The sequence below is a fragment of the Klebsiella sp. D5A genome (genome assembly GCF_001620885.1).
Lineage (GTDB): Bacteria > Pseudomonadota > Gammaproteobacteria > Enterobacterales > Enterobacteriaceae > Klebsiella > Klebsiella variicola.
On record NZ_LOAR01000013.1, the window covers coordinates 160,010 to 186,594 of the forward strand.

Sequence of the window (26,585 nt, forward strand, 5' to 3'; positions counted from 1 at the left end):
GTGGATAAAGCGCAGCTGGTCGAAATAGCCAATACTGAGATGCCGTTCGGTAAATACAAGGGACGTCGTTTAATCGATGTCCCGGAAGAGTATTTACTGTGGTTTGCGCGTAAGGATCAGTTTCCTGCCGGCCATCTCGGCGAGCTGATGGCGTTGACCCTGCTGATTAAAACCGAGGGGCTGAGCGATCTGGTTCAGCCCCTGAAGAAAGCGCGTTAAGCTTTGGCGGCGTTGGCCTTTTCCTCAGCGAGACGCGCATCGGTTTGCTGCTTGTAGCGCCGCGCCAGCACCGCGCAGACCATCAGCTGGATTTGGTGGAAGATCATCAGCGGCAGCACCATGATACCGAGGATGGAGGTTGGGAAGAGAATATTGGCCATCGGGATGCCGTTGGCCAGACTCTTTTTCGAACCGCAAAAGACGATGGTAATCTCATCGGCTTTGTTAAAGCCGCAGCGGCGGGCGACGAACACGTTAACGGCGATGACAATGGCCAGCAGCACCAGGCTGACCACCACGATAAACAGCAGCGATCCCAGACCGACTTTATGCCAGATGCCATTCACCACTGCCTCGCTAAAGGCGGAGTAAACCACCAGCAGAATCGAGGTCTGGTCGGTCTTACCAATCCACTTCTTATGCTTCGCCACCCAGTTGCCGATCCACGGCCGTGATAAGTGACCGAGTACGAAAGGCAGCAGCAGCTGCAGCATGATTTTACCGACCTGCTCGAGGCTGCCGCCTGCGCCATGAAGGTTCATCAGGACGCCCACCAGCAGCGGTGAAACAAAGATCCCCAGCAGGCTGGAGGCCGAGGCTGAGCACACCGCCGCCGCGACGTTGCCTCCGGCCAGCGAAGTAAAGGCGATAGCGGATTGCACGGTGGCCGGCAGAATGCACAGATAGATAAAGCCGCTGTAGAGCATCGGATCGACATTCACCGGCGCCCACCAGGCAAACAGAACCCCGAGTACCGGGAAGAGTATAAAGGTGCTGCACATCACCCACAGATGCAAACGCCAGTGGCTGCCGCCGGCGATAATCGCTTCCCGGGAGAGTTTAGCGCCGTGCATAAAAAACAGCAGGGCAATGGCGGCGGTGGTCAGATGTTCAAAGAAGGGAACGAAAGCGCCACGGGCGGGGAAGAATGAGGCCAGCAGGACAACGGTGACCAGGGTTGCCGTAAACGGATCGAGAATGCGGAAAAGTTTCATAAACGCTCCTGAAAAGAGATGCGCTATTGTGCTTTTTTTCATTTGAGAAATAAAATTGATTTATTGCATCTATTCATGAATAAAAAAGATGAATTACTCTCTGCGTCAGTTAAAAGTATTCGTCACCGTCGCCCGGGCCAGAAGCTTCAGCCGGGCAGGGGAGATGATTGGCTTAAGTCAGTCGGCCGTCAGCCATAGCGTCAAAGAGCTGGAGCATCAGACCGGCGTTCGGTTACTCGACCGTACCACTCGCGAAGTCGTGCTCACCGAAGCGGGTCAGCAGCTGGCGGGGCGGCTGGAGCGTTTGCTCGATGAGTTGACGATTACCCTGCGCGACGCCGGGCGCGTCGGCCAGCAGATGAGCGGTACCGTCAAGGTCGCCGCCAGTCAGACGATTTCCGCCCACCTGATTCCGCAGTGTATTGCTCACAGCAACCGTCGTTATCCTGATATCGATTTTGTGTTGCACGATCGGCCCCAGCAGTGGGTGCTGGAGAGTATTCGCCATGGGGAAGTGGATTTCGGCATTGTGATCGACCCCGGCCCGGCGGCAGATCTGCAGTGTGAAGTGGTCCTGGCGGAACCTTTTTTGCTGCTTTGCCGGGAGGATCATCCTTTTGCCGGCCTGACGGAGGTGCCGTGGCAAGCGCTGCAGGATGAGAGACTGATCCTGCAGGACTATGCCTCCGGCAGCCGTCCGCTGATTGATGCGGCCCTTAGCCGGCTGGCTATCCGGGCGAACATTGTGCAGGAGATTGGTCACCCGGCAACGCTGTTTCCGATGGTAGAATCGGGAATTGGCATCAGCGTTCTGCCGGCACTGGCGCTGCCGTTACCGCAGGGGAGCCATCTGACGGTGAAGCGGCTGACCCCGGTGATGGAGCGGCAACTGATGCTGGCATGCCGGAAAAATCGCTCGCTGTCGACCGCCGCTCAGGCGTTATGGGAAATTGTGCGTGAAGAAGGGGCAAATTTAACCGCTGCGAGGGTGGAAGATCCGCTGTATCAGCGCTGACAGGGGGAGTGCTGCGGGGGAACTCGCGGCAAGACCGCAAACTGCGCATAGCAAAAAGGCGCCTTTAGGGCGCCTTTTTACATTGGTGGGTCGTGCAGGATTCGAACCTGCGACCAATTGATTAAAAGTCAACTGCTCTACCAACTGAGCTAACGACCCGAAGTGGTGGGTGATGACGGGATCGAACCGCCGACCCCCTCCTTGTAAGGGAGGTGCTCTNGGTACTTCACATTTTGACAGAAAATCCAGCTGGCGAGAAAGTGGTGGGTGATGACGGGATCGAACCGCCGACCCCCTCCTTGTAAGGGAGGTGCTCTCCCAGCTGAGCTAATCACCCACTTCTCAATTTTCTGTTCTACACGGCGGAGACTACGTTAAGTAGTGGTGGGTGATGACGGGATCGAACCGCCGACCCCCTCCTTGTAAGGGAGGTGCTCTCCCAGCTGAGCTAATCACCCCCGCTGTGTGGAGTCGCATTATAGGGAGAGTTGAAAATGAGTCAACGCCTTTTCTAAAGAATTCGTTCGTTCGTCGTAAAATTAAACAAAGCGATCGTAAAACCGGCGGCGTAGCATGATTTATAAACAAAAATGGCAAACCGTGACGTTCCGACGGGATCAACATTGAGGAATCAGCCCACGGTGTTAGAATATTGACCCATAATTTCCACCGGACATTGCCGGCTATCGGCATCTTTATTAAACGTAAGGCCAATTCATGAAAATCAAAACTCGCTTCGCGCCAAGCCCAACAGGCTATCTGCACGTTGGCGGTGCGCGTACTGCTCTCTATTCCTGGCTTTTTGCTCGTAACCACGGCGGTGAGTTTGTGCTGCGTATTGAAGACACCGATCTCGAACGCTCCACCCCGGAAGCAATTGAAGCCATCATGGATGGCATGAACTGGCTGAATCTGCAATGGGATGAGGGCCCTTATTACCAGACCAAACGTTTCGACCGTTATAACAACGTGATCGATGAGATGCTGGAAGCTGGCACCGCTTATAAATGTTATTGCTCGAAAGAGCGTCTGGAAGCGCTGCGCGAAGAGCAAATGGCGAACGGTGAGAAGCCGCGTTACGATGGCCGCTGCCGCCATAGCCACGAGCATCATGCCGACGATGAGCCGTGCGTGGTGCGTTTCGCCAACCCGCAGGAAGGGTCGGTGATCTTTGACGATCAGATCCGCGGACCTATCGAGTTCAGCAACCAGGAGCTGGACGATCTGATCATTCGTCGTACCGATGGTTCCCCGACCTATAACTTCTGCGTGGTGGTAGATGACTGGGATATGGCGATCACCCATGTGATCCGTGGTGAAGATCATATCAACAACACACCGCGCCAGATCAACATCCTCAAAGCGCTGAATGCGCCGGTGCCGGTTTACGCCCACGTGTCGATGATCAACGGCGATGACGGTAAAAAACTGTCCAAACGCCACGGTGCGGTGAGCGTGATGCAGTATCGTGACGATGGCTACCTGCCGGAAGCGCTGCTTAACTATCTGGTACGTCTGGGGTGGTCCCATGGCGATCAGGAGATCTTCACCCGCGAAGAGATGATCGAGTTCTTTTCGCTGGGGGCGGTCAGCAAATCCGCGAGTGCGTTCAACACCGACAAACTGCTGTGGCTGAACCATCACTACATCAATACGCTGCCGGCGGAATACGTGGCGACGCATCTGCAGTGGCACATCGAGCAGGAAAATATCGATACCCGTAATGGCCCACAGCTGGCCGAGCTGGTGAAACTGCTGGGCGAGCGTTGCAAAACGCTGAAAGAGATTGCTCAGAGCTGCCGCTACTTCTATGAAGAGTTCGCTGAGTTCGACGCCGATGCGGCGAAGAAACATCTGCGTCCGGTGGCGCGTCAGCCGCTGGAAGTGGTTCGCGACAAGCTGGCGGCGATCGGCGACTGGACAGCGGAAAACGTCCACCATGCAATTCAGGCAACCGCTGATGAGCTGGAAGTCGGCATGGGTAAAGTCGGCATGCCGCTGCGCGTGGCGGTTACCGGGGCAGGGCAGTCTCCTGCGCTTGACGTCACCGTCCACGCTATCGGTAAATCCCGTAGCGTTGAGCGTATCAACAAAGCGCTGGCTTTTATCGCTGAACGTGAAGGTCAGGCGTCCTGATTGGGACGTGGATGAAACAACGGCAGGGTTACCCCTGCCGTTTTTTTTGTCTGTTACACCGGGCTGGCGATGCCGAGGCGGGCAAGAAAGCCGCTAATCCCTTCCCGGGCCAGCAGATCGCGAAGCTGTAGCTGTTCGGCCGGAGTCATCAGTTGCAGGGTTTCCGTGATTTGCCGCCAGACCACGTCAGCCTCATTGACCAGATAAGCGCCGGGCGATTCCGCCAAATGATTGTCGGTAAACAGATGGCGCCTGGCAGGCGCATTGGTCAGAAATTCGAGCACCGGTTTGTCGATGACCACCAGTCGCGCGCGTCCTCCTTTGACGCCGGGTATCGCTTCCGTGCGCCATTTTTGCTGGCGAACCCAGCGATTGATCGTTTGTCTGGCCAGTCCCAGGCAGTCGGCGAGCTCTGCGGGTGTCATTTTATCTTTCAGTTTCATCATGCTTTACCGATCGCGGATCCCTAACCGAAGCAGTAACCCGGTGATCCCTTCGCGCAGCAACAGCGACATCAGCTGCTTCTGCTCGCTGGGAGTGAGCTCTTTGCTAAGGGTCAGCAGCAGCGATTCCAGATCGCTGTCGTGGGTAGAATAGGCGCCTGGTGTCTCTGCCACGCGCTGAGCGCTGCGGATAAACTCCCTGACTTGCTCATTGACATGGACCAGCCGCGCTTTGCCACCCTGGACGCCAGGCCGCGGAGAGGTTTGCCAGCCTTCTTTCCGCACCCACTTATTGATAGTTTGCCGGCTGTAGCCGGTCAGGTGGGCGATTTCTTCAGGTGTCATTCGTTCCTTGAGCATACTATTTCCTGAGTAAATGTATGGGAATTAGCTGCCCATGTTATAGCATCCTTTTACGTGAAAAAGTGACCTGTTTAACTTCTGGCTGCGATAAGGCTCGCAATGTCAGCAAGTTGCCTGCTTTTTCAGCGATTGAATTGCGAAGGATAATTTTGCCGTTGACACCTGAGCGAGGAATTCATATTATGCCGCCCGTCAACACGACACGCTTTACGTTACGGGGCTATAGCTCAGCTGGGAGAGCGCTTGCATGGCATGCAAGAGGTCAGCGGTTCGATCCCGCTTAGCTCCACCAAATTCTGCACCCAGCAGATTTGGTTCGTAAAGAGGTCCTGTGGGGCTATAGCTCAGCTGGGAGAGCGCTTGCATGGCATGCAAGAGGTCAGCGGTTCGATCCCGCTTAGCTCCACCAAAATTCAGAACCCTCGCCTCGGCGGGGGTTTTTGTTTTTAGCTGTTTTCATGTAAAGCACTTTCTGGTTAAGTCAGTTAATCTCCAGCTATTAAAATCGAAAGTAATTTCAGACTTTTTCCTGATAATTCACCTTGCCTGCCCTAAATAAGCAACATAACATTTCCCCATTAAACGTAATGAGGTTGCCGGAGTTTTAATTAACAATAATGCTTGATAAAATTAACATTAATATCAAAAAAACTCTGTTGGCCTTTCTCGTCAGTTTAGTCGCTATTCCGCTGGCTCGTTTTATTTCACCGCAAACGGTTATTGATGGCAATCTTATTTATATTGCCTGGCTGCCAATCAGCGTGATGTTTTCTGTTATTTTTATCTTTGGCCGCTATGCGATCGCACCATTAATTCTCGCGTTTGCCATTACCAATAGCTTTCTCATTGAATTAACGCTGTCACAGGCGCTTATTCTGCTCTTTTGTCAGCTGTTTGCTGTGTTTGTCTCCTGCGCTGTTTTACGCCTGATGGTGGGCAAGCGCTGGCGGTGTGGCCCCACGGCGAAACATATGGGGGCGCGGATCTTCTGGGGCGGCTTCTTCGCGCCGGTACTGTTGAAAATCACCATGTACCTTGCCGGGCAATATTTTGCGTTTCCATTATCTATTACCAGTTACTTTGGTAGTATGCCGTTGATTTATACCGTAATAGATATCCAAAGTTTAATCAGCGCGGCATTAATTTTTACGACGTTTCTTTATTATCCAATGCGGATGATTATCAGTCCGCACTATGCCCGACGTTTCTGGCGTCAGGAATGTTTACCATGGCTGGCACCCAAACATCGTTCTTTTACCCTATATTGGTTTATCTCGCTGGCGCTTTTATTAACTTTACTGTGTGCGCCGTATCAGTCTGAATTTATTGCCGGTTATTTAGTTCCGGTGATATTTATTGTCTACTTTATCGGGATTAGCCGGATTGGTCATGCGCTGCTGCGTATTTCATGGTCTGTCTCAGCCTTTTTGCTGGTGGTGTATAATAAAAACTTTCTCCAGGGCGTCCAAAGCGAGTATTCATTATCCTTTGTGCTGTCGGTCCTGATCTCCTTCACTATCTGTTTGTTTTATATGGCAGACACCTATGCCCGCAGCGATCGCAATAAACGCCGCTGGCGTAGCCAGGCGGAAGAGGATCCGCTGACGGGCTTACCTAATCTGCGCGCGCTGGTGAGCCATTTACAGAGTAGTCCTCTGCAGGCTATCTGCAGCTTGCGTATCGATAATCTCGATTTTCTTAGCCGACATTATGGGCTAATGATGGGGGTGGACTGTAAACGGCAAATCATCCGGGCGCTTCAGCCGCTGTTGGGGGCAACGGATAAAGTCTTCCAGGTTCCCGGCAGCGAATTGATCCTCGTGCTTGACGGGCCGGACCCTGCGGCGCGGCTAAACCATATGGTCGCCATCCTCAACCACAAAAAGTTCAGCTGGCATAATCAGCCGCTGGATCTTGAGTTTGGCGCGGCATGGAGCCGTGATGACGGTCAGGGTGAGACGCTGCACCAGATGCTGGGCCAGCTCAGCTGGCTTTCCGAACAGGCGGGCAGTGAACGCCGGGTACTGGCGTTGGATGAGGAGCAGGAGCTGGTGGTGGATCAAACCACCGAGCAGGTACGCCTCCTGATGCGCGTCAAGCAGGTTCTCAAAGAGCGGGCGCTGGTGCTCTATGCGCAACCGATTCAAAACGCGGAGGGGGAGGGCTATCATGAGATCCTCACGCGCATGCGCTGTGGCGATAGCGTCATTATGCCGGATCAGTTTATTCCGCTGATTGTGCAGTTTAACCTCAGCCAGCGTTTTGACATGCTGGTGCTGGAGACCCTGTTCAGTTCGCTCCATCAGCATCCCGGCCAGCGGTTCTCGGTCAACCTGCTGCCTTCAACCCTGATGCAAAAGGATAGCGCGGCGCAGATTATCGCGCTCTTTCAACGCTATCGCATTTCGCCAGATCTTATCACCATTGAGGTGACCGAAGAGCAGGCTTTCTCCAATGCCGACACCAGCCAGCAAAATCTCGACGCGCTGCGCGCGTTTGGCTGCGCTATCGCCATTGATGACTTTGGCACCGGTTATGCGAACTATGAACGACTGAAGCATCTGCAGGCCGATATCATTAAGATTGACGGCTGCTTCGTCCGCGATATTCTGACGGACCCGCTGGACGCCATTATGGTGAAATCGATTGTCGAAATGGCGCGGGCGAAACAGATGAGCGTGGTGGCGGAATATGTCGAAAGCGAACCGCAAAAAGCGCGCCTGCTGGAACTGGGCGTGAATTATCTGCAGGGTTACCTGGTCGGTAAGCCTCAGCCGTTGGGCGAATGACGGGTAAAAAAAAGCCGGGCGTTGCCCGGCTCAGATGACAGGCGCCTGTTACAGAACCAGTGCCGCAATCGAAGCGGACAGCACGCTAACCAGCGTGGAGCCGTAGACCAGCTTCAGACCGAAGCGAGAAACCACGTTACCCTGTTCTTCGTTCAAGCCTTTGATCGCCCCGGCGATGATGCCGATAGATGAGAAGTTGGCGAAGGAGACCAGGAAGATAGAGATAATGCCTTCCGCACGCGGAGAGAGCGTCGAGGCGATTTTCTGCAGATCCATCATGGCGACGAATTCGTTGGAGACCAGCTTGGTGGCCATAATACTGCCCACCTGCAGCGCTTCGCTTGCCGGCACACCCATCACCCAGGCAACCGGGTAGAAGATATAGCCGAGGATCCCCTGGAAGGAGATGCTGTAGCCGAACCAGCCGGTCACGGTGGCGAACAGGGCGTTCAGGGCCGAGATCAGTGCGATGAAGCCGATCAGCATCGCCGCCACGATAATCGCGACTTTAAAGCCCGCCAGAATGTACTCGCCCAGCATTTCGAAGAAGCTCTGGCCTTCGTGCAGATTCGACATCTGCAGATTTTCTTCGCTCTCTTCCACGCGGTACGGGTTAATCAATGACAGAACGATAAAGGTGCTGAACATGTTGAGCACCAGCGCCGCGACGACATACTTCGGCTGCAGCATGGTCATGTACGCGCCTACGATCGACATCGACACGGTGGACATCGCCGTCGCCGCCATGGTGTACATGCGGTTGCGCGACATTTTGCCGAGAATATCTTTATAGGCGATAAAGTTTTCCGACTGACCGAGGATCAGCGAGCTCACGGCGTTGAAGGATTCCAGCTTGCCCATGCCGTTGATTTTCGACAGAACGGTACCGATGGCGCGGATGACAATCGGCAGGATACGAATATGCTGCAAAATACCGATCAACGCGGAAATGAAGACGATAGGGCACAGAACCTTAAGGAAGAAGAAGGCCAGACCTTTATCGTTCATGCTGCCGAACACGAAGTTTGTCCCTTCGTTGGCAAACCCGAGAAGCTTTTCAAACATCTCAGAGAAGCCTTTCACAAAACCCAGACCAATATCGGAGTTCAGGAAGAACCAGGCCAGCAGGACTTCGATGACAAGCAGTTGAACAACATAACGAATACGGATCTTTTTACGGTCGTGACTGACCAACAGGGCCAGTATAGCCACCACAACGATCGCGAGGACAAAATGCAAGACGCGGTCCATAGTTGCTCCAAATATGAGGCAGGTTAAATTTCCGTGCACATTCTATGCAACGGCTTTAAAGAAAACGAGATCAATTGCACACTATTGCAAGGAACTGTGACCAATGGCAAAAATAGTGATCAAACATCCACTTTTGTTATGTTACGTAAAGGTTTTAAAAGTTGCATTCTTGTACTACTCTTAGTACTGGGCACGCTCTCGTGTTCTAACGCCCGTTTCTCATTTCCGGCCAGCTATTGTTCCCGCCTATCACAGCAATCATTATCTCCATTTTAAATGAACTTGATAATCATTCGCATTTTGATAGCATGAAACATAGCAAAGGCTATATTTCCAGAGGCAGAAGATGACTAGCAGTCGCGTTGAGAATAGCAGTAGTCGCGCCGCGCGCAAGGTGAAGCTCGCCCTCATGGGGCCCGCTTTCGTCGCTGCCATTGGCTATATCGACCCCGGTAATTTCGCCACTAACATTCAGGCTGGCGCCAGCTTTGGCTATCAGCTCCTGTGGGTGGTGGTATGGGCCAACCTGATGGCGATGCTGATCCAGGTGCTCTCTGCCAAACTGGGCATTGCCACCGGCAAAAATCTGGCCGAGCAGATCCGTGACCATTACCCGCGCCCGGTGGTGTGGTTCTATTGGGTGCAGGCGGAAATCATTGCGATGGCCACCGACCTGGCTGAATTTATCGGCGCTGCGATTGGCTTTAAGCTGGTACTGGGCGTGTCGCTTCTGCAGGGGGCGGTGCTGACCGGGGTGGCGACCTTCCTGATCCTGATGCTGCAGCGGCGCGGGCAAAAGCCGCTGGAGAAGGTGATCGGCGGGCTGCTGTTGTTTGTCGCTGTGGCCTATGTCGTGGAGTTGATCTTTTCTCAGCCCGCGCTGGCCCCCCTGACAAAAGGGCTGGTGATCCCTACGCTGCCCAACGGCGAGGCGGTATTCTTAGCCGCCGGGGTACTGGGGGCGACCATTATGCCGCACGTTATCTACTTACATTCCTCGCTTACCCAGCATCTGCACGGCGGTACGCGGAAAGAACGCTATAACGCGACCCGCTGGGATGTGGCGATCGCCATGACCATTGCCGGGTTTGTCAACCTGGCGATGATGGCGACCGCCGCGGCGGCATTCCATTTCAACGGCCATACCGGCGTCGCCGATCTCGATCAGGCTTACAGAACGCTGGAGCCACTGCTGAGCCACGCGGCGGCGACCATCTTTGGTCTGAGCCTGGTCGCTGCAGGTTTATCATCGACGGTAGTGGGTACCCTGGCAGGGCAGGTCGTCATGCAGGGGTTTATCCGCTTTCATATTCCGCTGTGGTTTCGCCGGGCGGTCACCATGCTGCCGTCGTTTGTGGTGATCCTGCTGGGGCTGGATCCTACGCGTATCCTGGTGATGAGTCAGGTGCTGCTGAGCTTTGGTATTGCGCTTGCTCTGGTGCCGCTGCTGATATTTACCAGCAATGCGCAACTGATGGGCGACCTGGTGAATACCCGCTGGGTGAGAGTCACTGGCTGGGTGATTGTCGCCATTGTGGTGAGTCTGAACGGCTGGTTAATTGTGGGATCGCTGCTCGGCGTGGCGTAGTTCTTGACCCGCGCTGGTTAAAGCAAAGGGGAGCCAATGGGCTCCCCTTTTCGTCTGTTAGTGATGACCATGGCCATGGCCACGTCCGCCCGGGCCTCGTCCCCAGCCGCCGCGGTGGTCGTCGCGGTCGCTCCAGCCAGCACGATAGCCGCGCTCCCAGGCTTTATTTTTACCCTTGTCCCAGCCGCGGTGCCAGCCGTTGTCATGTCGATGCCAACGGTTATCACGCCATTCATAGTGACGACGCCAGTAATCACGGTCGCGCCAGCCGCCACCGTCCCAGTAGTTACCGTAATTGTCACGATCGCCTATTTGTAATTTTACCGATGGCAGCAGGGTGATTTCACCAGCGTTAGCGACTAGTGGCGCTGCGGCCAGCAGTACTGCTGCCAGAATCAGTGACCTGAACATACTCTTCTCCTTCACGATCGGGGCCGTAAGCGGCCTGTTAACCTGATATTACGGGCCGGTAAAGACCCGCCGCATCGGACGAACTCCGAAAGCGCAGAAAAGAGCACTTTTTGCTAAAGTAACATTTGCTTTACAGCGCAAGGATGGCGTCGATGGCCGCGCACTCTTCGGTGCTGAAATGGCGATTCTGCAGCATGCCGACGGCATCATCCAGCTGCGCGGTTTTGCTGGCGCCGATCAGCACGGAGGTCACTTTCTCCTCGCGCAGAACCCAGGCCAGCGCCATCTGCGACAGCTTCTGCCCGCGCTCTTCCGCTATCGTATTTAGCTGACGAATTTTTTCTAATCGCGCGGCGGTCAGTTGCTCCGGCTGCAGAAAACGACTGCTGCTGGCGGCGCGAGAGTCGGCCGGGATACCGTTCAGATAGCGATCGGTAAGCTGTCCGCCCGCCAGCGGTGAAAACGCTATACTTCCCACCCCTTCCGTCTGCAGAAAATCCAGCAGCCCATCTTCCGCACTGCGTTCGAACATCGAATAGCGGGGCTGGTGAATGACGCAGGGCGTACCGAGGTCGTTAAGGATCTTCACCGCCTCCTGCGCCTGGGCCAGCGGATAGTTGGAGATCCCGACGTACAGCGCTTTACCCTGACGGACAAGATGATCGAGCGCACGCATTGTTTCCGTCAGTGGGGTCTGCGGGTCCGGGCGGTGATGATAAAAAATATCGACATACTCCAGCCCCATGCGCTGCAGGCTCTGGTTAAGACTGGCCACCAGATATTTGCGTGAACCCCAGTCGCCGTACGGGCCGTCCCACATGGTGTAGCCCGCTTTGGTGGAGATGATCAACTCATCGCGATAGGGCTGGAGCGCCTCTTTCAGAATGCGGCCAAAATTGCTCTCTGCTGAACCCGGCGGCGGCCCATAGTTGTTGGCGAGGTCGAAATGAGTTATGCCAAGGTCAAACGCGTGCAGGAGCATCTGCCGGCTGATCTCCACGCGCGTTTCGTCGCCAAAGTTGTGCCACAGGCCGAGAGAAATCGCCGGGAGCTGAAGGCCGCTGCGCCCGCAGCGACGATACTCCATCGTTTGATATCGCGTTGTGCTTGCCTGGTAAACCATTCTTCCTCCGCAGATAAAACAGGGTGTGTATGCGTTTACACTAATCAATGTTTTGCGTGGAGTACACCGCTTTTTGGGCGTAACTATTGCTTTACACCGGCTTTATCGCCCCCCTTCTGGACAGGCGGATCGCTTATTCAATACTCAAATTACACCTGCACCAAAATGAGGATAATGGACATGCAACCGACCTACACTATTGGGGATTATCTGCTGGATCGCCTCGTTGACAGCGGTATTGACCGCTTGTTCGGCGTACCAGGAGATTACAACTTACAGTTTCTCGATCGCGTCATCGCGCACAGCGCATTAGGCTGGGTCGGCTGCGCCAACGAGCTGAATGCGGCCTATGCCGCTGACGGATATGCGCGCATCAAAGGGGCCGGTGCGCTGCTGACCACCTACGGCGTCGGCGAACTGAGCGCGCTGAACGGCATTGCGGGTAGCTATGCGGAACATATTCCGGTATTGCATATCGTCGGCGCGCCCTCTACCGGCGCTCAGCAGCGTGGCGAACTGCTGCACCATACCCTCGGCGATGGCGATTTTCGCCATTTCGCCCGCATGAGCGAGCAGATCACCTGCAGCCAGGCGCTGCTGACCGCCGGCAACGCCTGCCATGAGATCGACCGTGTCCTGCGCGATATGCTGACGCATCATCGGCCCGGCTATCTGATGCTGCCGGCCGATGTCGCCAGAGCGGCAGCGATTGCCCCGGCCCAGGGCTTGCTGGTGGAGCCTGCTCCGGCGGATGAAAACCAGCTCGCCGGGTTCCGCGAACATGCCAGCCGCCTGCTGCGGGGCAGCCGACGCATTTCTCTGCTGGCGGATTTCCTGGCGCAACGCTATGGCCTGCAGAACACGCTCCGGGAGTGGGTGGCGAAAACCCCCATCGCTCACGCCACCATGCTAATGGGCAAGGGGTTGTTCGATGAGCAGCTGAACGGGTTTGTCGGGACCTATAGCGGGATCGCCAGCGCCCCGCAGACCCGGGAGGCGATTGAAAACGCCGACACCATCATCTGCATTGGTACGCGCTTCACCGACACTATCACCGCGGGATTCACCCAGCATCTGGCGCGGGAGAAGACCATTGAGATCCAGCCCTTCGCCGTCAGGGTGGGCGACCACTGGTTCAGCGGCGTGCCGATGGATCAAGCTCTGGCTGCATTAATGACGCTTTCCGCCCCGCTGGCGGCGGAGTGGGCGGCGCCTCAGGTCGTGGCGCCGGAAGTGGAAGAGGAGGGCGAAGGCGAGTTAACCCAGAAGAATTTCTGGTCGACAGTGCAGGATGCGCTGCGCCCCGGCGATATTATCCTCGCCGATCAGGGGACGGCGGCATTTGGCATCGCGGCGCTTAAGCTTCCCTCTGAGGCATCGCTGATCGTTCAGCCGCTGTGGGGGTCGATTGGTTTTACCCTCCCGGCCGCCTATGGCGCGCAAACCGCGGCGGCAGAGCGGCGGGTGGTGCTGATCGTCGGCGATGGCGCCGCCCAACTGACGATTCAGGAGATGGGCTCTATGCTTCGCGATAAGCAAAAACCGCTTATTCTGTTGCTGAATAACGAAGGGTATACCGTGGAGCGGGCGATTCATGGCCCTGAGCAGCGCTACAATGACATCGCCCTGTGGGACTGGCAGCGGCTGCCGGAAGCTTTCGCCCCGGACGTTGTTTCTCGCTGCTGGCGGGTCACGCACACGGCTGAGTTACGGGAAGGGATGGCGGAAAGCATCACCTCCGATACCCTTACCCTGGTCGAAGTGATGCTACCGAAAATGGATATCCCCGATTTCCTGCGTGCGGTGACGCAGGCGCTGGAGGAACGAAACAGCCGCGTTTAGTCGCCAGTTCGTTTAGCAATCATCAACGGCCTCCCGGCCAGCAGCAGCCAGGCCGGGAGCATCACAATGCACAGCAGCGGCAGCAGCGTCGTATCCGGGACCACTACGGCGGCCATAAACAGGCTCAGCCAGCCGTCGCGGGTGACGACCAGCACCATGCCGAGAATGGCGCAGGAGACGGTGATCGCCGCTGGCACGGCATCCACGTGGGCATGCAGCATCAGCCCCAGCGCCACCCCAACGAAGACCGCCGGGAAAATTCTCCCGCCGCGAAAGCCGCTGGCGGAGGCGAGCACCAGCGCAGCCAGCTTGACCAGCGCGATGAGCAGAAAATCCGCGGCGGTTAGCGTCTGACTGAAAGCCAGCTGCTGCATCTCATCCAGCCCCTTAAACAGCGTTAAGGGGCCGCCAATGGTCCCGAGGATCCCCAGCAGCAACCCACCGATGCCCAGCGTCAGGATGGGATTTCTCAGACGATGCATCAGGGCGTGCAGGCGCGGCAGACACCAGACGGCCACCATGCCGACGGCGATAGCAATCAGGGCGACGATCATGCCGCTGATGATATCGACGAAGTGCATCTGGCCATAATGGGGGATCGGCAGCGTGAAATGGGGATGGAAAAACAGCCCGGTCGTCAGCGCGCCCGCGGCGGCGGCAAGCAGCGGCGCAAAAAGACGATCCCACAGCGGCGACTCGTTGCTGCTGTTGAGGGTTTGCGAAAAAATCAGCGCGGCGGCCACCGGGGTGCCGAAGAGGGCGCCGATGGTGCCTGAGGCCGCGAGGATGGTCCAGTCCAGCGAGCTGACGCGCGGAAACAGCCGTGAACCGACGGCGACGGCCAGCGCAATATTCACCACCATAATCGGATGCTCCGGGCCGAGACTGACGCCGCCGGCAAGGCCGAGGATCAGCGCGGCCAGGAGTCCGGGCAGCGCGCCGGTAGCAATGGGGGCGCCAATGAGCGTTTCGGTGGCCGGATCCGGCCCGGCGTGTCCCGGGCTGTAGCGGACTATCAGGCCCACGGCGATCCCTGTCGCCGTGAGCATGGCGATAATCCATAGCGGGCTGTCAGCGCTGATCCCCAACTGGGTGGGCAGGTTGCTCCACAGCACGCGCTGTAGCAGCGCGGCAACCTTCATCGCGCCGATCAGGATCAGACTGCAGGCGATACCTATCAGGATGGCCGGCACCGACAGGATCAGCATTGTTCTGGCGCGAGGATGGAGCATGAAAATGTCCTTGTTAAAGTTCTGAAGCACTACTTTGCCTTCGTCGGCTGGGGCCGTCGATGCAAATGGTGCTGAAACGATAAAGTTAAGGCGGCGTCTGATTCCCGCGGCGTCGTTTACAGACTACCTTGCATAGATTACAAACTAAATGTGACCTATGTCGCTAAACAAGGGGCGTCTGCGCGTTGGACGTTGTTGTTAAGCCGCCATGAATTTACAGTGTGCCAAAAGAATTATTTTGACTTTAGCGGAGCCGTAACGGAATGACAAAATTTGCTTTAGTAGGAGATGTCGGGGGGACCAACGCCCGCCTGGCGCTATGTGATCTGGCGAGCGGAGAGATCTCTCGTGCTAAGACCTATTCCGGGCTCGATTATCCCAGTCTGGAGGCGGTGGTGCGCGTCTATCTGGAGGAGCACCAGGTGACCGTCAACGAAGGCTGTATCGCCATTGCCTGCCCGATCACCGGCGACTGGGTAGCGATGACCAACCATACCTGGGCCTTCTCCATCGCTGAAATGAAGCGCAACCTTGGCTTTGCCCATCTGGAGATAATTAACGATTTTACCGCCGTTTCCATGGCCATCCCGATGCTGAAAGCCGAGCACCTCATTCAGTTTGGCGGCAGCGCTCCGGTAGCGGGCAAACCGATCGCCGTTTATGGCGCCGGAACCGGGCTTGGCGTGGCGCATCTGGTGCACGTTGACAAGCGCTGGGTCAGCCTGCCGGGCGAAGGCGGTCACGTCGATTTTGCGCCGAACAGCGAAGAAGAGGGGATTATTCTGGAAGAGCTGCGCGCCGAGCTGGGGCATGTTTCCGCAGAACGCGTGCTCTCGGGTCCCGGACTGGTCAATTTGTACCGCGCGATTGTGAAGTCTGATGGCCGCCTGCCGGAAAACCTGCAGCCACGCGAGGTCACCGAGCGAGCGCTGGCGGACAGTTGTACCGACTGTCGCCGGGCGCTATCGCTGTTCTGCGTCATTATGGGCCGCTTCGGCGGAAACCTGGCGCTGACTCTCGGGACCTTTGGCGGCGTGTATATCGCCGGGGGCATCGTGCCGCGCTTCCTGGAGTTCTTTAAAGCCTCCGGCTTCCGCGGCGGTTTTGAAGACAAAGGCCGTTTCAAAGCTTATGTTCAGGATATTCCGGTTTACCTGATCGTGCATGAAAACCCGGGCCTGCTGGGCTCCGGCGCGCATCTGCGTCAGACGCTGGGCCAGGTGTTATAAGCGCATCCCTCCCGGGCTACCGTCGTAGCCCGGATGGCGGGACTTCCCGCCTCTACAGATTCATCAGCTGGCGAAACTCTTTCACTTTACTGCGGCTCACCGGCACCTGAAATTCAAGGTCGCGCAGGCGCAGCACATAGGTATTGTTAAACCACGGCTCAATTTCGCGGATCTTGCTGAGATTCACGCAGTACGAGCGGTGGCAGCGAAAGAAATGTGCGGTGGGCAGTTTGCTGCAGAATTCGGTGATGTTCATCGGCATGACGAATGACTCCCGGCGGGTATAGACGAACGTCATCTTTTCATGCGCCTCGGCATAATAAATATCATGGATGCTGGTGACGATTATTCGTTCATCTTTTATCAGATTGATGGTGTCGTTTTCTCGTGGCGCCGCGTTGGTCGCTCCCGCAGCGACGTTATTTTGCTGCTGCCAGGCGGCGGTTAGCTTTTGTAGCATATTGATGATGCGTGACTCCTGGTAGGGCTTCAGGATGTAGTCAAACGCCTCCAGCTCAAAGGCTTCCACGGCGTGCTCTTTCCACGCGGTGATAAAGACGATAAAAGGCTTATGGGCAAACTGGCTGATGTTTTGCGCCAGCAAAACCCCGTCCAGCGACGGAATATTGATATCGAGAAAAATGGCATCGACCTTGTTGTGCTGGAGAAATTTCAGCACGTCCAGGCCATCGTCAAAGCTGCCGACGATCTCCATCTGGCTGTGGGTATTGATAAGCCAGGAGAGCTCCTGCTGAGCCAGAAACTCATCTTCCACAATAATAACTTTCATCTTTTCTCCGCTCATGACAACAGAGACTCCGTCAGCGCCTGCGGCGTGTGGTGATTGGGGACATAAAAGGCGATTTCTGTTCCTGGCGTCAGGGTGCGGATATGCAACCCCTCGCCGTAGAGGAGCTTCACCCGGTGATGAACGTTAAGCAGGCCGATTTTATTTCCCGGCATTTCGTCGGCTTCCACGCGAGCGACCACGGCGGGATCGATGCCGTTGCCAGTGTCGCGAACGCTGATGCGAACCCGATTGCCGCACTCGTTAATGCCGATCGTCACCACCCCCTTGCCTTTACAGGGCTGGATACCATGAACGATGGCATTTTCCACCAGCGGCTGGATAAGCAGGCTCGGGATCACGCAGCTGACGTCGTCGTCAATATCATAGATGACCGTCAGCTTGTCGCCGAATCGCGCCTGTTCAATGGCGATATAATCTTTGATCTGATACAGCTCTCGTTTGATATCAATCTGCTCATCGTCTTTTAATTCGATGTTATAGCGCAGGTAGCGCGACAGATTAAAAATGAGCTGGCGCGCGGTGTCTGGATTAAGGCGAATCGAGGAGGAGATCGCGTTCAGCGCATTAAATAAAAAATGCGGGTTAATTTTGCTTTGCAGGGCGCGCAGCTCCGCTTTATTGGCCATCTCGCGCAGCTGTTCGGCGCGGGAGACTTCCAGCTGGGTGGAGATTATTTGCGACAGGCCAATCGCCATCTCCTGCAGCGTCGAAGTGATGCGATGGGCGTGGCAGTAATAAATTTTTAGCGTGCCGGTCACCACCCCTTTTTCCCACAGCGGGATCACCATCAAGGAGTGGATCTCCGGCGTGCGGTGGGCTTCATCATTGTTTTTTATAATGATTTTCCCATAACGAATCGCTTGTCGGGTGGTAGGGCTGATGACATCGTCGTGGTGTTGATAGTTGGCCTCCCCCACGCCCACGTAGGCCAGTACATGTTCGGTATTAGTGATCGCCACCGCGTCAGCGGTAATGTCGCGGCGGATAATCTCGCATACCTGGCGCAGAGAATCGCTGTTAACGTGACGAAACAGCGGCAGGGTTTTGTTAGCGATATCGAGCGCCAGTTTTGCCTGCCGCGCCGCGCTGGCCTCCTTTTCCCCTTCCACGCTCTGCACCAGCAGCACGATAAAACCGATGCAGACGCTGCCGAGGATCATCGGGATACCAATTTTAGAGACGATATCCAGGCCGAGGCTCAGGGAAGGCGCCCAGACCACCACCAGGATCATGGTCAGGGTCTCACACACCATGCCGGCCAGAATGCCGATTTTCCACCGTTGATCGCGGGCCACTTTACGGTTAATCAACCCCGACAGCAGGCCTGCGACAATGCTGGTGATAAAGCAGGGTACAGCGGTGACGCCATCGATATCAATCAGGTAGCGGTGTACGCCGGCAATCACCCCGACAATTGCCCCTACCCACGGACCAAACAGGATCCCGCCGGACATGACGGCGATAATGCGCACATTCACCAGCGAACCTTCCACCGGGACGCCGGACCAGGTGCTGAACAGGGCAAACAGCGAGAAAATGGCGGTCACGGCCAGCAGCTCTTTCGGCGTATGGGCCGACTTATGCAACAGTTCGCGGAACAGGCGCAGGCGAATGAGGAAAAACAGGCAAATAAGCATCAGGGCCGCACGATCATAGACCGCCAGCATCATCGTAAAAATTTCGTGCATGGGTGCGCCGCGTCAGTGGCCAGAAAAGAACATGATAAAAAACCTGACGGCAGAAGACCAGCCGCAGAAATATAATGAGGAAAAGGCATACTTTTTAAAGGGGATTGATGGGAGGCCACCGCGAGAGCGGCAGCCCTGGCTTTTAACGATAAAATTCTGTGTTAAGAAAGATATCAATATGTTACCACTCTTTATACAACTCTGGACTATTCCGGCGATGAACTGCCGTATTTAGCGCCGTCGATACCCGTTTTATATGCCAGGGAATATTTTTTACCGGCCCTCTCGACAACATGTTTTTTTTCAGGTTATTTTCTAAACGAGCCGCAACAGCGGCAGCGTCGCTCGGACGGTCCGGGCGCTAACGTTAATCAGAGGAACCTATGGCTGAATCCAGTCCTGAACGCCGTTTTACGCGTATCGATCGTCTCCCCCCGTACGTTTTTAATATTACTGCTGAACTGAAAATGGCTGCGCGCCGGCGCGGCGAGGATATTATTGATTTCAGTATGGGCAATCCCGATGGCGCGACGCCGCCGCATATCGTGGAAAAACTTTGCACCGTTGCCCAACGGCCTGACACCCATGGTTACTCTACCTCGCGGGGGATCCCGCGCCTGCGTCGCGCCATTTCACGCTGGTATGAAGAACGCTATAACGTTGACATCGATCCGGAATCGGAAGCGATCGTCACCATTGGTTCGAAAGAGGGGCTGGCGCACCTGATGCTGGCGACCCTGGATCATGGCGACACGGTGCTGGTGCCAAACCCCAGCTATCCGATTCACATCTATGGCGCGGTGATTGCCGGGGCGCAGGTGCGCTCGGTGCCGCTGGTGGAAGGGGTGGATTTCTTTAACGAGCTGGAACGCGCCATCCGCGAGAGTTACCCGAAGCCGAAGATGATGATCCTTGGCTTTCCCTCGAATCCAACGGCGCAGTGTGTGGAGCTGGACTTCTTTGAAAAGGTCGTCGCCCTGGCGAAGCAGTATGACATCCTGGTCGTCCACGATCTGGCCTATGCCGATATCGTGTATGACGGCTGGAAAGCGCCCTCCATCATGCAGGTGCCCGGCGCGCGTGATGTCGCCGTCGAGTTCTTTACCCTGTCGAAAAGCTATAACATGGCCGGCTGGCGCATTGGCTTTATGGTCGGCAACAAGACCCTGGTGAATGCCCTCGCTCGCATCAAAAGCTATCACGACTATGGCACGTTTACGCCGCTGCAGGTGGCGGCGATCGCTGCCCTTGAGGGCGATCAGCAGTGCGTGCGTGAAATTGCCGAACAATATAAGCGCCGTCGCGATGTGCTGGTGAAAGGGCTCCACGAAGCCGGCTGGATGGTGGAATGTCCGAAAGCGTCCATGTACGTCTGGGCGAAAATACCGGAACCTTACGCTGCCATGGGCTCGCTGGAGTTTGCGAAAAAGTTGCTTAATGAAGCGAAGGTCTGCGTCTCGCCGGGGATAGGCTTTGGCGACTATGGCGATACTCACGTCCGCTTCGCGCTGATCGAAAACCGGGACCGTACGCGCCAGGCGATCCGCGGCATCAAGGCGATGTTCCGCGCCGATGGCTTGCTGCCCGCCGCGAGCTAGCGCTTCGGCGAATACGCCATAACAAAAACGGGAGCCAGTGGGCTCCCGTTTTTTTTGACACCGCTGCAGTCTAGATCATCAGGGCAAAAGTACCGGCCCAAACGATGACCATAAAAGAGAGGCCCATAAAGAAGTATTTCACGATTCATCACTCCACGCGCTTGTGCGACGTTCAAATGAATTAATTGTTCTGTTATTCCTGGGCTGTCGCAGGTGAAAAATCACGTTGCGGCAGCTCGCAATTCTGTGCGCTTTGTGCTCCAGATGGCGCTAATGTACGCCTAAAAAATGAGGGAAACAAGTGGCATTTTTTTATTAATTTTTAGTTACTTAGGGGTGTCGTGATTCGGCGACACATTAATTTCACCCGGTAATAAATTTCACGCCAGCGACGCTGTTAAAACGGATTTTGGCGATGGGCAAAATGGAGGACGGCCAGCGAGGGCGCACGCAATTTCTTTGCTACGCGCCGCCGCCGATTTAATGCTGGTCAGAGGCGCGCGGCCGCCACTCGGCCGGGTAGTGAGCTGGTATAAAGCGCAGTGTGAGCGCCATGAGTAGCAGGACGCAGAGCGCATGCCAGGACCAGTCAAGCGTGTAGTTCCCGCTCAGGCTGCGCAACAGACCGGAAAGCCAGGGGGAGAGGCCTGCGATGATAAATCCGATACCCTGCATAAACGCCACCAGCCGGCCGGCTACCGCCGGTTGTCCCGCGTGATCCAGCGCCAGCACCAGGCACAGGGGAAAGGCGCCACCCAGACCCACTCCGCAGGCGATGGCCCACATCGCGGGGACGTGCTGCGGCAGCCAGATGAAGCCGCAGAAGCCAATGAGCTGTAGCGTCAGAGCGAACAGCAGAAGCTGGCGTCGATCATCCTGACGAGCCAGTGCTGGCAGCAGTAGCGCCCCCGCGGTTTGCCCGACGGTCAGCAGCGCCAGCAGTGAGCCGCTGTACTGGGCGCTATCGCCAAGCTGGATATAGTAGGGCGGCAGCCAGGCGATCAGACTGGCGTAACCGGCATTGATCAGTCCGAAATAGAGTCCCAGCGTCCAGGCGCGGCGCTGGCCAATAATCGCGATCCGGGGGGAAGCGCTGGTCTGATGCGGTGCGCGAGGCAATTGCCGGCAAATCGCCAGCCAGCCGAGCAGGGCCAGCAGGGCAGGGAGCGCCCACCAGGCCAGCGCCTGGTGCCAGACCGTACTGCGTGACGCCAGCCATGGCGTGAACGCAGCGCCTAACCCGCCGCCGCCCATCAGCGCCGCCGACCATAGTCCCATCACCAGCGGCGTACGCCGGGCGAACAGACGCTTTATCACCGCCGGGATGGCGGCCTGGATAATGCCGATGCCAATTCCCCCCGCAAGGGCGCTGCTGAGCAGCAAACCGCTATGTGGGGCGCTTTCCCGCAGCAGGGCACCCGCCGCGATAATCAGCAGGCTCAGCGCAATGCTGCGGTTTTGACCAACAGTGCGATCGACCCAGCCGCCGGCCAGCGCCAGCACGCCCATCGCGATGACCGGCAGGGCGGTGAGGAGCGCGACCAGGGTATAGCTCATCCCGCTGGCGGCGCGGATATCCGGCAGCAAGGGACCTATCGAGGTGAGCAGCGGACGCATGTTTATCCCAATGAGTACCAGGACACACAGCGTCAGATTCTGTCGCAGCATGGGCGTCATGGTTGCTGTTCCGCCCAGCGCTGATAAAGTGCCGGCCCCTCCGGCTGCGGGCAGTGGTGGATTGGCAGCGTCTGCCGGGACAGCGGCTGCTGCAGCTGCTGATAAATCGCGGTGGTTGAGAGCTGAAAGGGTTCGCCATCCTGATTACTGTTGGCGAAAAATACTTCCCGCACGCCGGTTAAATAGAGTGCGCTCAGGCACATAGGACAAGGTTGCCCGCTGGCATAGATAACGCATTCGCGCAGCACCTCGCTTCCCAGTCTGGCGGCAAGCTCGCGAACGGCATTCAGTTCGGCATGCGCCGTTGGGTCACCGTTCAGATGAAAGGTATTGACGGCTTCGGCGACAATCTCATCATGCCGCACCAGAACGGCGCCGAAGGGGCGGCCACCGTCAGCAATATTTTGTTTTGCCAGCGCTAATGCGCGCTGGAGATAGCGATCGTCAGCGGACATAGTCACTCCTGCATAAGATGATGTTGATGGTGAAAAACGCAGAGGATGGTAGGTAGAGAGTACGTATCTTGTTTCATAAGTTAAAAGACTTATTTATGATGAACCCTATTTGAATTGCTTATAGGTAAGCGGATGCTCCTGCGCCATCTTTCCTACTTTATCGCCGTGGCAGAACATCGTGGATTTACCCGCGCCGCCGCGGCGCTCCATGTCTCCCAGCCTGCGCTGTCACAGCAGATCCGCCAGCTGGAAGCGATGCTGGAGGTTCAGCTCTTTGACCGCTCTGGTCGTTATACCCGCCTGACCGATGCCGGAGAGATCTGGCTGGAGTATGCCCGCCGCGTGTTACGCGATCTTGAGGAGGGGCGGCGCGCCCTGCACGACGCAGAAGATCTGCAGCGTGGTAAACTCCGCATCGCCATGACGCCGACCTTTACCACTTACATGCTGGGGCCGCTGGTGGAGGCGTACTATCGACGCTACCCCGGAGTGAAATTGCTTATCCAGGAGATGAACCAGGAACGGATGGAAACGATGCTCCTGGAGGATGAACTGGATGTGGGAATTGCCTTTGGCGAGAGCCTCTCGCGGGATATTGTGGTTCAGCCGCTGCTGACGGAAACCCTCGCGCTGGTGGTGAGCCGCGCGCATCCGCTGGCTCATGAAAGCCACCTGCAGCTGCAGGCTCTTGACGCACAGCCGCTGATTTTACTGAGCAGCGAGTTTGCCACCCGGGAACAAATCAACCGCTATTGTCGCCGCCATCGGCTCGAACCAGACGTGCGGATGGAGGCCAACTCCATCGGCGCCGTACTAACGGTTATTCGCGGCACGCCGCTTGCGACGCTGCTGCCAGCGGCGATCGCCGGACAGTATGATGACCTCGTGGCCATTGAGCTTAAGCCCGCGCTGCTGCAGCGCACGGCCTGTTTGCTGCAGCGCCAGGGCGCATGGCAGAGCGCTGCGGCGCGCGAATTCATTGCGCTGGCGCGGGAGATCGCGGTAACGCTTGAGCAGGAAAACGGCCAGGCCCTGTATGAGGACCTGCGTCACTTGCCGACGAGCCTGGACTAACGATCGGCTTCGCTGAGGATATCGGCCTCATCGGGCAGGGTATTCTCACGGAGCATGCCCTCTTCTTTGAGCCTTTCCAGTACGTGATGAAAGAGTTGAGTCTTGTCTGGCTCGGCCATATTCTGTAATTTCTCATTAAATACGGTATGGGACTGAATAAGGTAATGGATAAATTCCAGCAATACCTCATTTTGCGGCAGGACGGTTAATTCCTGATGGATGTAACTGGTTTGTTCCAGCAGCGAATTTTTTGTCACGTCCATAGGCCGGGCGCTAATACTGTGAGCGTATATTTTCTCAATGGCCTGGCTGGTGATATAGATGCGGTTCAATGATATAGCAGAGTATTCGTCTTCATCCGGAATGAAATGACAATAGACAAACGGTTTGTCGGGCAGCATCATGCTGAGTCTGTTTTCGTAAAGAATATCATCAGGCGTCTCCAGTAGCGCCATTAAATTCCGACTGTGTGGGTGCCAGAGTCCGGATGCGGACACTTTTACGTTAAACTGCGTCACCGTATTTCCGCGTAATGTTTCCACCATCGGAATATCGTCATCAAGCCGCAGAATGCTGCGGATATGGGAGTGGGGTGACCAGAAAGTCTCCACTTCCTCGGCAGAGGTAAGCGGATTAAGCGCGGTGGTCACGTCTTTTTCCTGATGAGAAAGGACGGCTATTTTTAATGTTCCCCGCGTCGGATTAAGCTTCAGACAGAGATTGATCGCACCAATATCATGCCAGTGAAGAATGTCTTCAAGTTCGCAGTTTAATAATTTTTGCGCCCGCGCCAGAGAGCAATACTCCATTGGCGGTAAATTATTTAGCTTCCAGATATTCCGTTCTGTAATATTCATAAGAATTGTACGTCGATGAAAAAATAAATCGCCATGGTGAGCAAAAAGCATCGATGACAAGGATTTATTCTTCCCGCTGACTTCCTTTACCTGATTAACAAAACCCATTCACATTGAGAATAATATGTCGATAAGTTGGCTGTTTTTATTGTTTTGCTGCCGCGTATTTACTTTATCCCGTTATCTTATCATCTCTTATTCGTAGAGAAAAATAGTTTGCTCAATATAAGCATTTCTTTCTGGCAGGAATCTTTTTGCAGGAATGTTGAAGGCGAGCACGAGCGGAGTACGAAGAAAGGGACAGTCAATTGGCGACCTTCGTGGTCGGCAGGGGGGGGCAAACAGACGCCAGTCGCGTCTGTTTGGTGTACCTGTTGTTATTGTGGCGTCGACAGAAAACGGTCACCCGGCTGCGCGATGGCATACCATGCCATCATCTCTGCGGTGCCCGGTTGGCCTTCGGCAGGCGCCCAGGCCATGGTGTCAACTTCGGCAAGCGGCTGATAAGCACCTTGCTTAACTTCAAAAACCATCCCGCCCGGGTCGAGCGAGAGCACCGTATGCCAGGTACCGGCTTCCATTTCCAGCGCCGTGCAGGTTTCACCCAGCACCACCCGGCGGGTGACTACGCCATTGTCATCAAAATTCAGTACCACAAAGCGGCCTTTCAGGGGCAGCAAAAGTTCGAAGGTATGTCTGTGCCGGTGCGGACGGATATAGGTGCCGGGTTCCATCGCAATGGCGAGGCGCTGTACCGGGTCGCTTAGTTCGGGATGAAAATTGCGATGGGCACGCAAGCGCGGGGCACTGGCTGCCGCTTCGCTCTGCTGCTGCATATCGCTGAGGGTGATCTGTTTCATATCAACGCCTGGCTCCTGTATCGTCCAGAGAAGGTTGCACTGGGGTAGTGGCTTATGACTGTTTAAGCCAAGGGGCATTGTACGCGGAATTGTGAGACATGTGTCTACATCATCGGTAACAGATGATACCGTCACACCGTTACATCATGAAGGTAGCTGTAGAAATGTGAAAGTAAGTCATTTTTTTGCTGAGTATTAGTGTAAATGCGTCAATACATCTTTTGTTATAATTCTTCATGCCGCAATATCAATAAATTTATTAATATTGACGCTCTTAATATATCAATCTTGATTTAAAGCAAATTTGTGCTGATTAATTAAATCATTAAATGATAGTTTTATGGTGTGGGATTTTTTAATGTTATGCGATTTTTATCTTTAATGATTGATGTAATTATCATTCATTATTGATATGAATTGTTGCTGTATTTGTATTGTAGTTTTACTAATAGCTGGTGGCTTGCTGTTTTGTTCAGCGTTGTTTTATCATTGCCCCTAATTAAGTATAAGGCGAAAATGCGTATGATAATTAACTAAGGAAAAGACAAAAGTGGCTGATACGTTCCAGAATGAAATCCCCAGGGCGCGCATTAATCTCAAATTATCTCTTCATACCGGCGGCGCGCAGAAGAAGGTCGAACTGCCGCTGAAGCTGCTTACCATTGGCGATTTTAGTCATGGTAAGGAAAACCGGCCTTTATCGGAAAGAGAAAAAATAAACGTCAATAAAAATAACTTTAACAGCGTACTTTCGGAATTTAGCCCGGAAGTTAACCTCTCGGTGCCGAATACGCTGTCCGGCAACGGCGAAGAGGAGAACGTCAGACTGCGTTTTACCGATATCAAAGATTTTGAACCGGAGCAGGTTGCCCGGCAAATTCCGCAACTCCGCGCCATGCTGGCGATGCGTAATTTATTACGCGATCTCA

The 26,585-nt window shown here is 55.4% G+C and carries 24 protein-coding genes, 5 tRNA genes and 2 pseudogenes; 13 read left to right on the forward strand and 18 right to left on the reverse strand.

Going from position 1 to position 26,585, the window contains the following annotated elements; all coding sequences use genetic code 11:
• Positions 1-219 carry a DUF3820 family protein gene (locus AS136_RS19175; RefSeq protein WP_002913440.1) on the forward strand — a complete coding sequence of 73 codons (219 nt, stop codon included), beginning with the start codon at positions 1-3 and terminating at the stop codon, positions 217-219.
• On the opposite strand, the gene AS136_RS19180 is transcribed toward AS136_RS19175, so the two are convergent.
• Positions 216-1,214, reverse strand: coding sequence for a bile acid:sodium symporter family protein (locus AS136_RS19180; RefSeq protein WP_008803879.1), 999 nt, complete (start codon positions 1,212-1,214; stop codon positions 216-218). The two genes, AS136_RS19175 and AS136_RS19180, sit on opposite strands and share 4 nt — an antisense overlap.
• A gap of 88 nt (positions 1,215-1,302) precedes the next feature.
• Here AS136_RS19180 and AS136_RS19185 point away from each other — a divergent pair, with 88 nt between their 5' ends.
• A complete protein-coding gene (locus AS136_RS19185; protein ID WP_008803880.1) occupies positions 1,303-2,229 on the forward strand; it encodes a LysR family transcriptional regulator in 927 nt (308 codons plus the stop codon).
• Positions 2,230-2,312: 83 nt separating this feature from the next.
• Here the strand turns inward: AS136_RS19185 and AS136_RS19190 are convergent.
• The 3 genes from AS136_RS19190 to AS136_RS19200 all read right to left on the reverse strand — a co-directional run bounded on the left by AS136_RS19190 (position 2,313) and on the right by AS136_RS19200 (position 2,687).
• Positions 2,313-2,388 (reverse strand) — tRNA-Lys (locus AS136_RS19190).
• Between the two features lie 102 nt (positions 2,389-2,490).
• Positions 2,491-2,566 (reverse strand) — tRNA-Val (locus tag AS136_RS19195).
• Between the two features lie 45 nt (positions 2,567-2,611).
• Positions 2,612-2,687 (reverse strand) — tRNA-Val (locus AS136_RS19200).
• A gap of 259 nt (positions 2,688-2,946) precedes the next feature.
• On the opposite strand from AS136_RS19200, the gene gltX reads away from it, so the two are divergent.
• Positions 2,947-4,365, forward strand: coding sequence for a glutamate--tRNA ligase (gene gltX, locus AS136_RS19205; protein ID WP_008803881.1), 1,419 nt, complete (start codon positions 2,947-2,949; stop codon positions 4,363-4,365).
• Positions 4,366-4,418: 53 nt separating this feature from the next.
• Here gltX and AS136_RS19210 read toward each other — a convergent pair whose 3' ends face one another.
• Both AS136_RS19210 and AS136_RS19215 read right to left on the reverse strand, forming a co-directional pair.
• Entirely contained in the window at positions 4,419-4,811 is a 393-nt protein-coding gene (locus tag AS136_RS19210; protein ID WP_012967480.1) for a MerR family transcriptional regulator, read from the reverse strand.
• A 3-nt stretch (positions 4,812-4,814) separates the two neighbouring features.
• A complete protein-coding gene (locus tag AS136_RS19215; RefSeq protein ID WP_008803883.1) occupies positions 4,815-5,168 on the reverse strand; it encodes a YfeC-like transcriptional regulator in 354 nt (117 codons plus the stop codon).
• Between the two features lie 219 nt (positions 5,169-5,387).
• Between AS136_RS19215 and AS136_RS19220 the strand changes: the two genes are divergently transcribed.
• The 3 genes from AS136_RS19220 to AS136_RS19230 all read left to right on the forward strand — a co-directional run bounded on the left by AS136_RS19220 (position 5,388) and on the right by AS136_RS19230 (position 7,960).
• A tRNA-Ala gene (locus tag AS136_RS19220) sits at positions 5,388-5,463 on the forward strand.
• A gap of 41 nt (positions 5,464-5,504) precedes the next feature.
• Positions 5,505-5,580 (forward strand) — tRNA-Ala (locus AS136_RS19225).
• A 208-nt stretch (positions 5,581-5,788) separates the two neighbouring features.
• Positions 5,789-7,960, forward strand: a complete 2,172-nt coding sequence (locus tag AS136_RS19230) for an EAL domain-containing protein (protein ID WP_023340589.1) — start codon at positions 5,789-5,791, stop codon at positions 7,958-7,960.
• Between the two features lie 48 nt (positions 7,961-8,008).
• Here AS136_RS19230 and nupC read toward each other — a convergent pair whose 3' ends face one another.
• Positions 8,009-9,211: a nucleoside permease NupC gene (gene nupC / locus AS136_RS19235; protein ID WP_012540950.1), complete on the reverse strand. Its 1,203-nt coding sequence runs from the start codon at positions 9,209-9,211 to the stop codon at positions 8,009-8,011.
• A gap of 346 nt (positions 9,212-9,557) precedes the next feature.
• On the opposite strand from nupC, the gene AS136_RS19240 reads away from it, so the two are divergent.
• Entirely contained in the window at positions 9,558-10,799 is a 1,242-nt protein-coding gene (locus AS136_RS19240; RefSeq protein ID WP_012540951.1) for an Nramp family divalent metal transporter, read from the forward strand.
• Between the two features lie 57 nt (positions 10,800-10,856).
• On the opposite strand, the gene AS136_RS19245 is transcribed toward AS136_RS19240, so the two are convergent.
• Together AS136_RS19245 and mgrA are read right to left on the reverse strand one after the other, a co-directional pair.
• On the reverse strand, positions 10,857-11,210 hold the full coding sequence (locus tag AS136_RS19245) for a DUF2502 domain-containing protein (protein ID WP_008803887.1): 354 nt from the start codon (positions 11,208-11,210) through the stop codon (positions 10,857-10,859).
• Between the two features lie 130 nt (positions 11,211-11,340).
• Positions 11,341-12,333, reverse strand: a complete 993-nt coding sequence (gene mgrA, locus AS136_RS19250; protein ID WP_008803888.1) for an L-glyceraldehyde 3-phosphate reductase — start codon at positions 12,331-12,333, stop codon at positions 11,341-11,343.
• 180 nt (positions 12,334-12,513) lie between these two features.
• On the opposite strand from mgrA, the gene AS136_RS19255 reads away from it, so the two are divergent.
• Complete coding sequence (locus AS136_RS19255) at positions 12,514-14,175, forward strand: alpha-keto acid decarboxylase family protein (RefSeq protein ID WP_023323076.1); 1,662 nt, start codon at positions 12,514-12,516, stop codon at positions 14,173-14,175.
• Here the strand turns inward: AS136_RS19255 and AS136_RS19260 are convergent.
• A complete protein-coding gene (locus tag AS136_RS19260; protein WP_023323075.1) occupies positions 14,172-15,407 on the reverse strand; it encodes an ion channel protein in 1,236 nt (411 codons plus the stop codon). The genes AS136_RS19255 and AS136_RS19260 overlap by 4 nt on opposite strands.
• Positions 15,408-15,670: 263 nt before the next feature.
• Between AS136_RS19260 and glk the strand changes: the two genes are divergently transcribed.
• Positions 15,671-16,636, forward strand: coding sequence for a glucokinase (gene glk / locus AS136_RS19265; RefSeq protein ID WP_012540954.1), 966 nt, complete (start codon positions 15,671-15,673; stop codon positions 16,634-16,636).
• Between the two features lie 52 nt (positions 16,637-16,688).
• Here the strand turns inward: glk and AS136_RS19270 are convergent, their stop codons facing one another.
• Together AS136_RS19270 and AS136_RS19275 are read right to left on the reverse strand one after the other, a co-directional pair.
• Positions 16,689-17,426, reverse strand: a complete 738-nt coding sequence (locus AS136_RS19270) for a LytR/AlgR family response regulator transcription factor (RefSeq protein WP_023323074.1) — start codon at positions 17,424-17,426, stop codon at positions 16,689-16,691.
• Between the two features lie 11 nt (positions 17,427-17,437).
• A complete protein-coding gene (locus tag AS136_RS19275; RefSeq protein WP_008803893.1) occupies positions 17,438-19,135 on the reverse strand; it encodes a sensor histidine kinase in 1,698 nt (565 codons plus the stop codon).
• Between AS136_RS19275 and AS136_RS29280 the strand changes: the two are divergent.
• Positions 19,134-19,244 (forward strand): annotated as a pseudogene (locus tag AS136_RS29280) (hypothetical protein); the annotation flags it as partial. The gene AS136_RS19275 and the pseudogene AS136_RS29280 overlap by 2 nt on opposite strands.
• Before the next feature lie 11 nt (positions 19,245-19,255).
• Here AS136_RS29280 and AS136_RS28790 read toward each other — a convergent pair.
• Positions 19,256-19,430, reverse strand: a pseudogene (locus AS136_RS28790) (phytanoyl-CoA dioxygenase); the annotation flags it as partial.
• 88 nt (positions 19,431-19,518) lie between these two features.
• Here AS136_RS28790 and alaC point away from each other — a divergent pair.
• Positions 19,519-20,733 carry an alanine transaminase gene (alaC, locus tag AS136_RS19285; RefSeq protein ID WP_008803894.1) on the forward strand — a complete coding sequence of 405 codons (1,215 nt, stop codon included), beginning with the start codon at positions 19,519-19,521 and terminating at the stop codon, positions 20,731-20,733.
• Between the two features lie 70 nt (positions 20,734-20,803).
• On the opposite strand, the gene ypdK is transcribed toward alaC, so the two are convergent.
• The 3 genes from ypdK to AS136_RS19295 form a co-directional block, all read right to left on the reverse strand.
• Entirely contained in the window at positions 20,804-20,875 is a 72-nt protein-coding gene (gene ypdK / locus AS136_RS28270; RefSeq protein WP_099119320.1) for a membrane protein YpdK, read from the reverse strand.
• A gap of 338 nt (positions 20,876-21,213) precedes the next feature.
• A complete protein-coding gene (locus AS136_RS19290) occupies positions 21,214-22,410 on the reverse strand; it encodes a cyanate transporter (RefSeq protein ID WP_023323073.1) in 1,197 nt (398 codons plus the stop codon).
• Positions 22,407-22,865 (reverse strand): nucleoside deaminase, encoded by a 459-nt coding sequence (locus tag AS136_RS19295; protein ID WP_008803896.1) that lies wholly within the window; start codon positions 22,863-22,865, stop codon positions 22,407-22,409. The genes AS136_RS19290 and AS136_RS19295 overlap by 4 nt, the downstream gene beginning before the upstream one ends.
• 132 nt (positions 22,866-22,997) lie before the next feature.
• On the opposite strand from AS136_RS19295, the gene cynR reads away from it, so the two are divergent.
• Complete coding sequence (gene cynR / locus AS136_RS19300; protein ID WP_008803897.1) at positions 22,998-23,939, forward strand: transcriptional regulator CynR; 942 nt, start codon at positions 22,998-23,000, stop codon at positions 23,937-23,939.
• On the opposite strand, the gene AS136_RS19305 is transcribed toward cynR, so the two are convergent.
• Both AS136_RS19305 and AS136_RS19310 read right to left on the reverse strand, forming a co-directional pair.
• Positions 23,936-24,796: a hypothetical protein gene (locus tag AS136_RS19305; RefSeq protein WP_023323072.1), complete on the reverse strand. Its 861-nt coding sequence runs from the start codon at positions 24,794-24,796 to the stop codon at positions 23,936-23,938. The genes cynR and AS136_RS19305 overlap by 4 nt on opposite strands.
• Positions 24,797-25,173: 377 nt before the next feature.
• Positions 25,174-25,656 (reverse strand): WbuC family cupin fold metalloprotein, encoded by a 483-nt coding sequence (locus tag AS136_RS19310; RefSeq protein WP_008803899.1) that lies wholly within the window; start codon positions 25,654-25,656, stop codon positions 25,174-25,176.
• Between the two features lie 550 nt (positions 25,657-26,206).
• Between AS136_RS19310 and tssB the strand changes: the two genes are divergently transcribed.
• Positions 26,207-26,585: type VI secretion system contractile sheath small subunit (tssB, locus tag AS136_RS19315; protein ID WP_065217795.1), on the forward strand; the 379-nt coding region annotated here is incomplete at its 3' end.

Coding starts and splice junctions, on each gene's coding strand:
- AS136_RS19180 (WP_008803879.1), bottom strand. CDS start 1,214: ATGAAACTTTTCCGCATTCTCGATCCGTTTACGGCAACCCTGGTCACC.
- AS136_RS19185 (WP_008803880.1), top strand. CDS start 1,303: ATGAATTACTCTCTGCGTCAGTTAAAAGTATTCGTCACCGTCGCCCGG.
- gltX (WP_008803881.1), top strand. CDS start 2,947: ATGAAAATCAAAACTCGCTTCGCGCCAAGCCCAACAGGCTATCTGCAC.
- AS136_RS19210 (WP_012967480.1), bottom strand. CDS start 4,811: ATGATGAAACTGAAAGATAAAATGACACCCGCAGAGCTCGCCGACTGC.
- AS136_RS19215 (WP_008803883.1), bottom strand. CDS start 5,168: ATGCTCAAGGAACGAATGACACCTGAAGAAATCGCCCACCTGACCGGC.
- AS136_RS19230 (WP_023340589.1), top strand. CDS start 5,789: ATGCTTGATAAAATTAACATTAATATCAAAAAAACTCTGTTGGCCTTT.
- nupC (WP_012540950.1), bottom strand. CDS start 9,211: ATGGACCGCGTCTTGCATTTTGTCCTCGCGATCGTTGTGGTGGCTATA.
- AS136_RS19240 (WP_012540951.1), top strand. CDS start 9,558: ATGACTAGCAGTCGCGTTGAGAATAGCAGTAGTCGCGCCGCGCGCAAG.
- AS136_RS19245 (WP_008803887.1), bottom strand. CDS start 11,210: ATGTTCAGGTCACTGATTCTGGCAGCAGTACTGCTGGCCGCAGCGCCA.
- mgrA (WP_008803888.1), bottom strand. CDS start 12,333: ATGGTTTACCAGGCAAGCACAACGCGATATCAAACGATGGAGTATCGT.
- AS136_RS19255 (WP_023323076.1), top strand. CDS start 12,514: ATGCAACCGACCTACACTATTGGGGATTATCTGCTGGATCGCCTCGTT.
- AS136_RS19260 (WP_023323075.1), bottom strand. CDS start 15,407: ATGCTCCATCCTCGCGCCAGAACAATGCTGATCCTGTCGGTGCCGGCC.
- glk (WP_012540954.1), top strand. CDS start 15,671: ATGACAAAATTTGCTTTAGTAGGAGATGTCGGGGGGACCAACGCCCGC.
- AS136_RS19270 (WP_023323074.1), bottom strand. CDS start 17,426: ATGAAAGTTATTATTGTGGAAGATGAGTTTCTGGCTCAGCAGGAGCTC.
- AS136_RS19275 (WP_008803893.1), bottom strand. CDS start 19,135: ATGCACGAAATTTTTACGATGATGCTGGCGGTCTATGATCGTGCGGCC.
- alaC (WP_008803894.1), top strand. CDS start 19,519: ATGGCTGAATCCAGTCCTGAACGCCGTTTTACGCGTATCGATCGTCTC.
- AS136_RS19290 (WP_023323073.1), bottom strand. CDS start 22,410: ATGACGCCCATGCTGCGACAGAATCTGACGCTGTGTGTCCTGGTACTC.
- AS136_RS19295 (WP_008803896.1), bottom strand. CDS start 22,865: ATGTCCGCTGACGATCGCTATCTCCAGCGCGCATTAGCGCTGGCAAAA.
- cynR (WP_008803897.1), top strand. CDS start 22,998: ATGCTCCTGCGCCATCTTTCCTACTTTATCGCCGTGGCAGAACATCGT.
- AS136_RS19305 (WP_023323072.1), bottom strand. CDS start 24,796: ATGAATATTACAGAACGGAATATCTGGAAGCTAAATAATTTACCGCCA.
- AS136_RS19310 (WP_008803899.1), bottom strand. CDS start 25,656: ATGAAACAGATCACCCTCAGCGATATGCAGCAGCAGAGCGAAGCGGCA.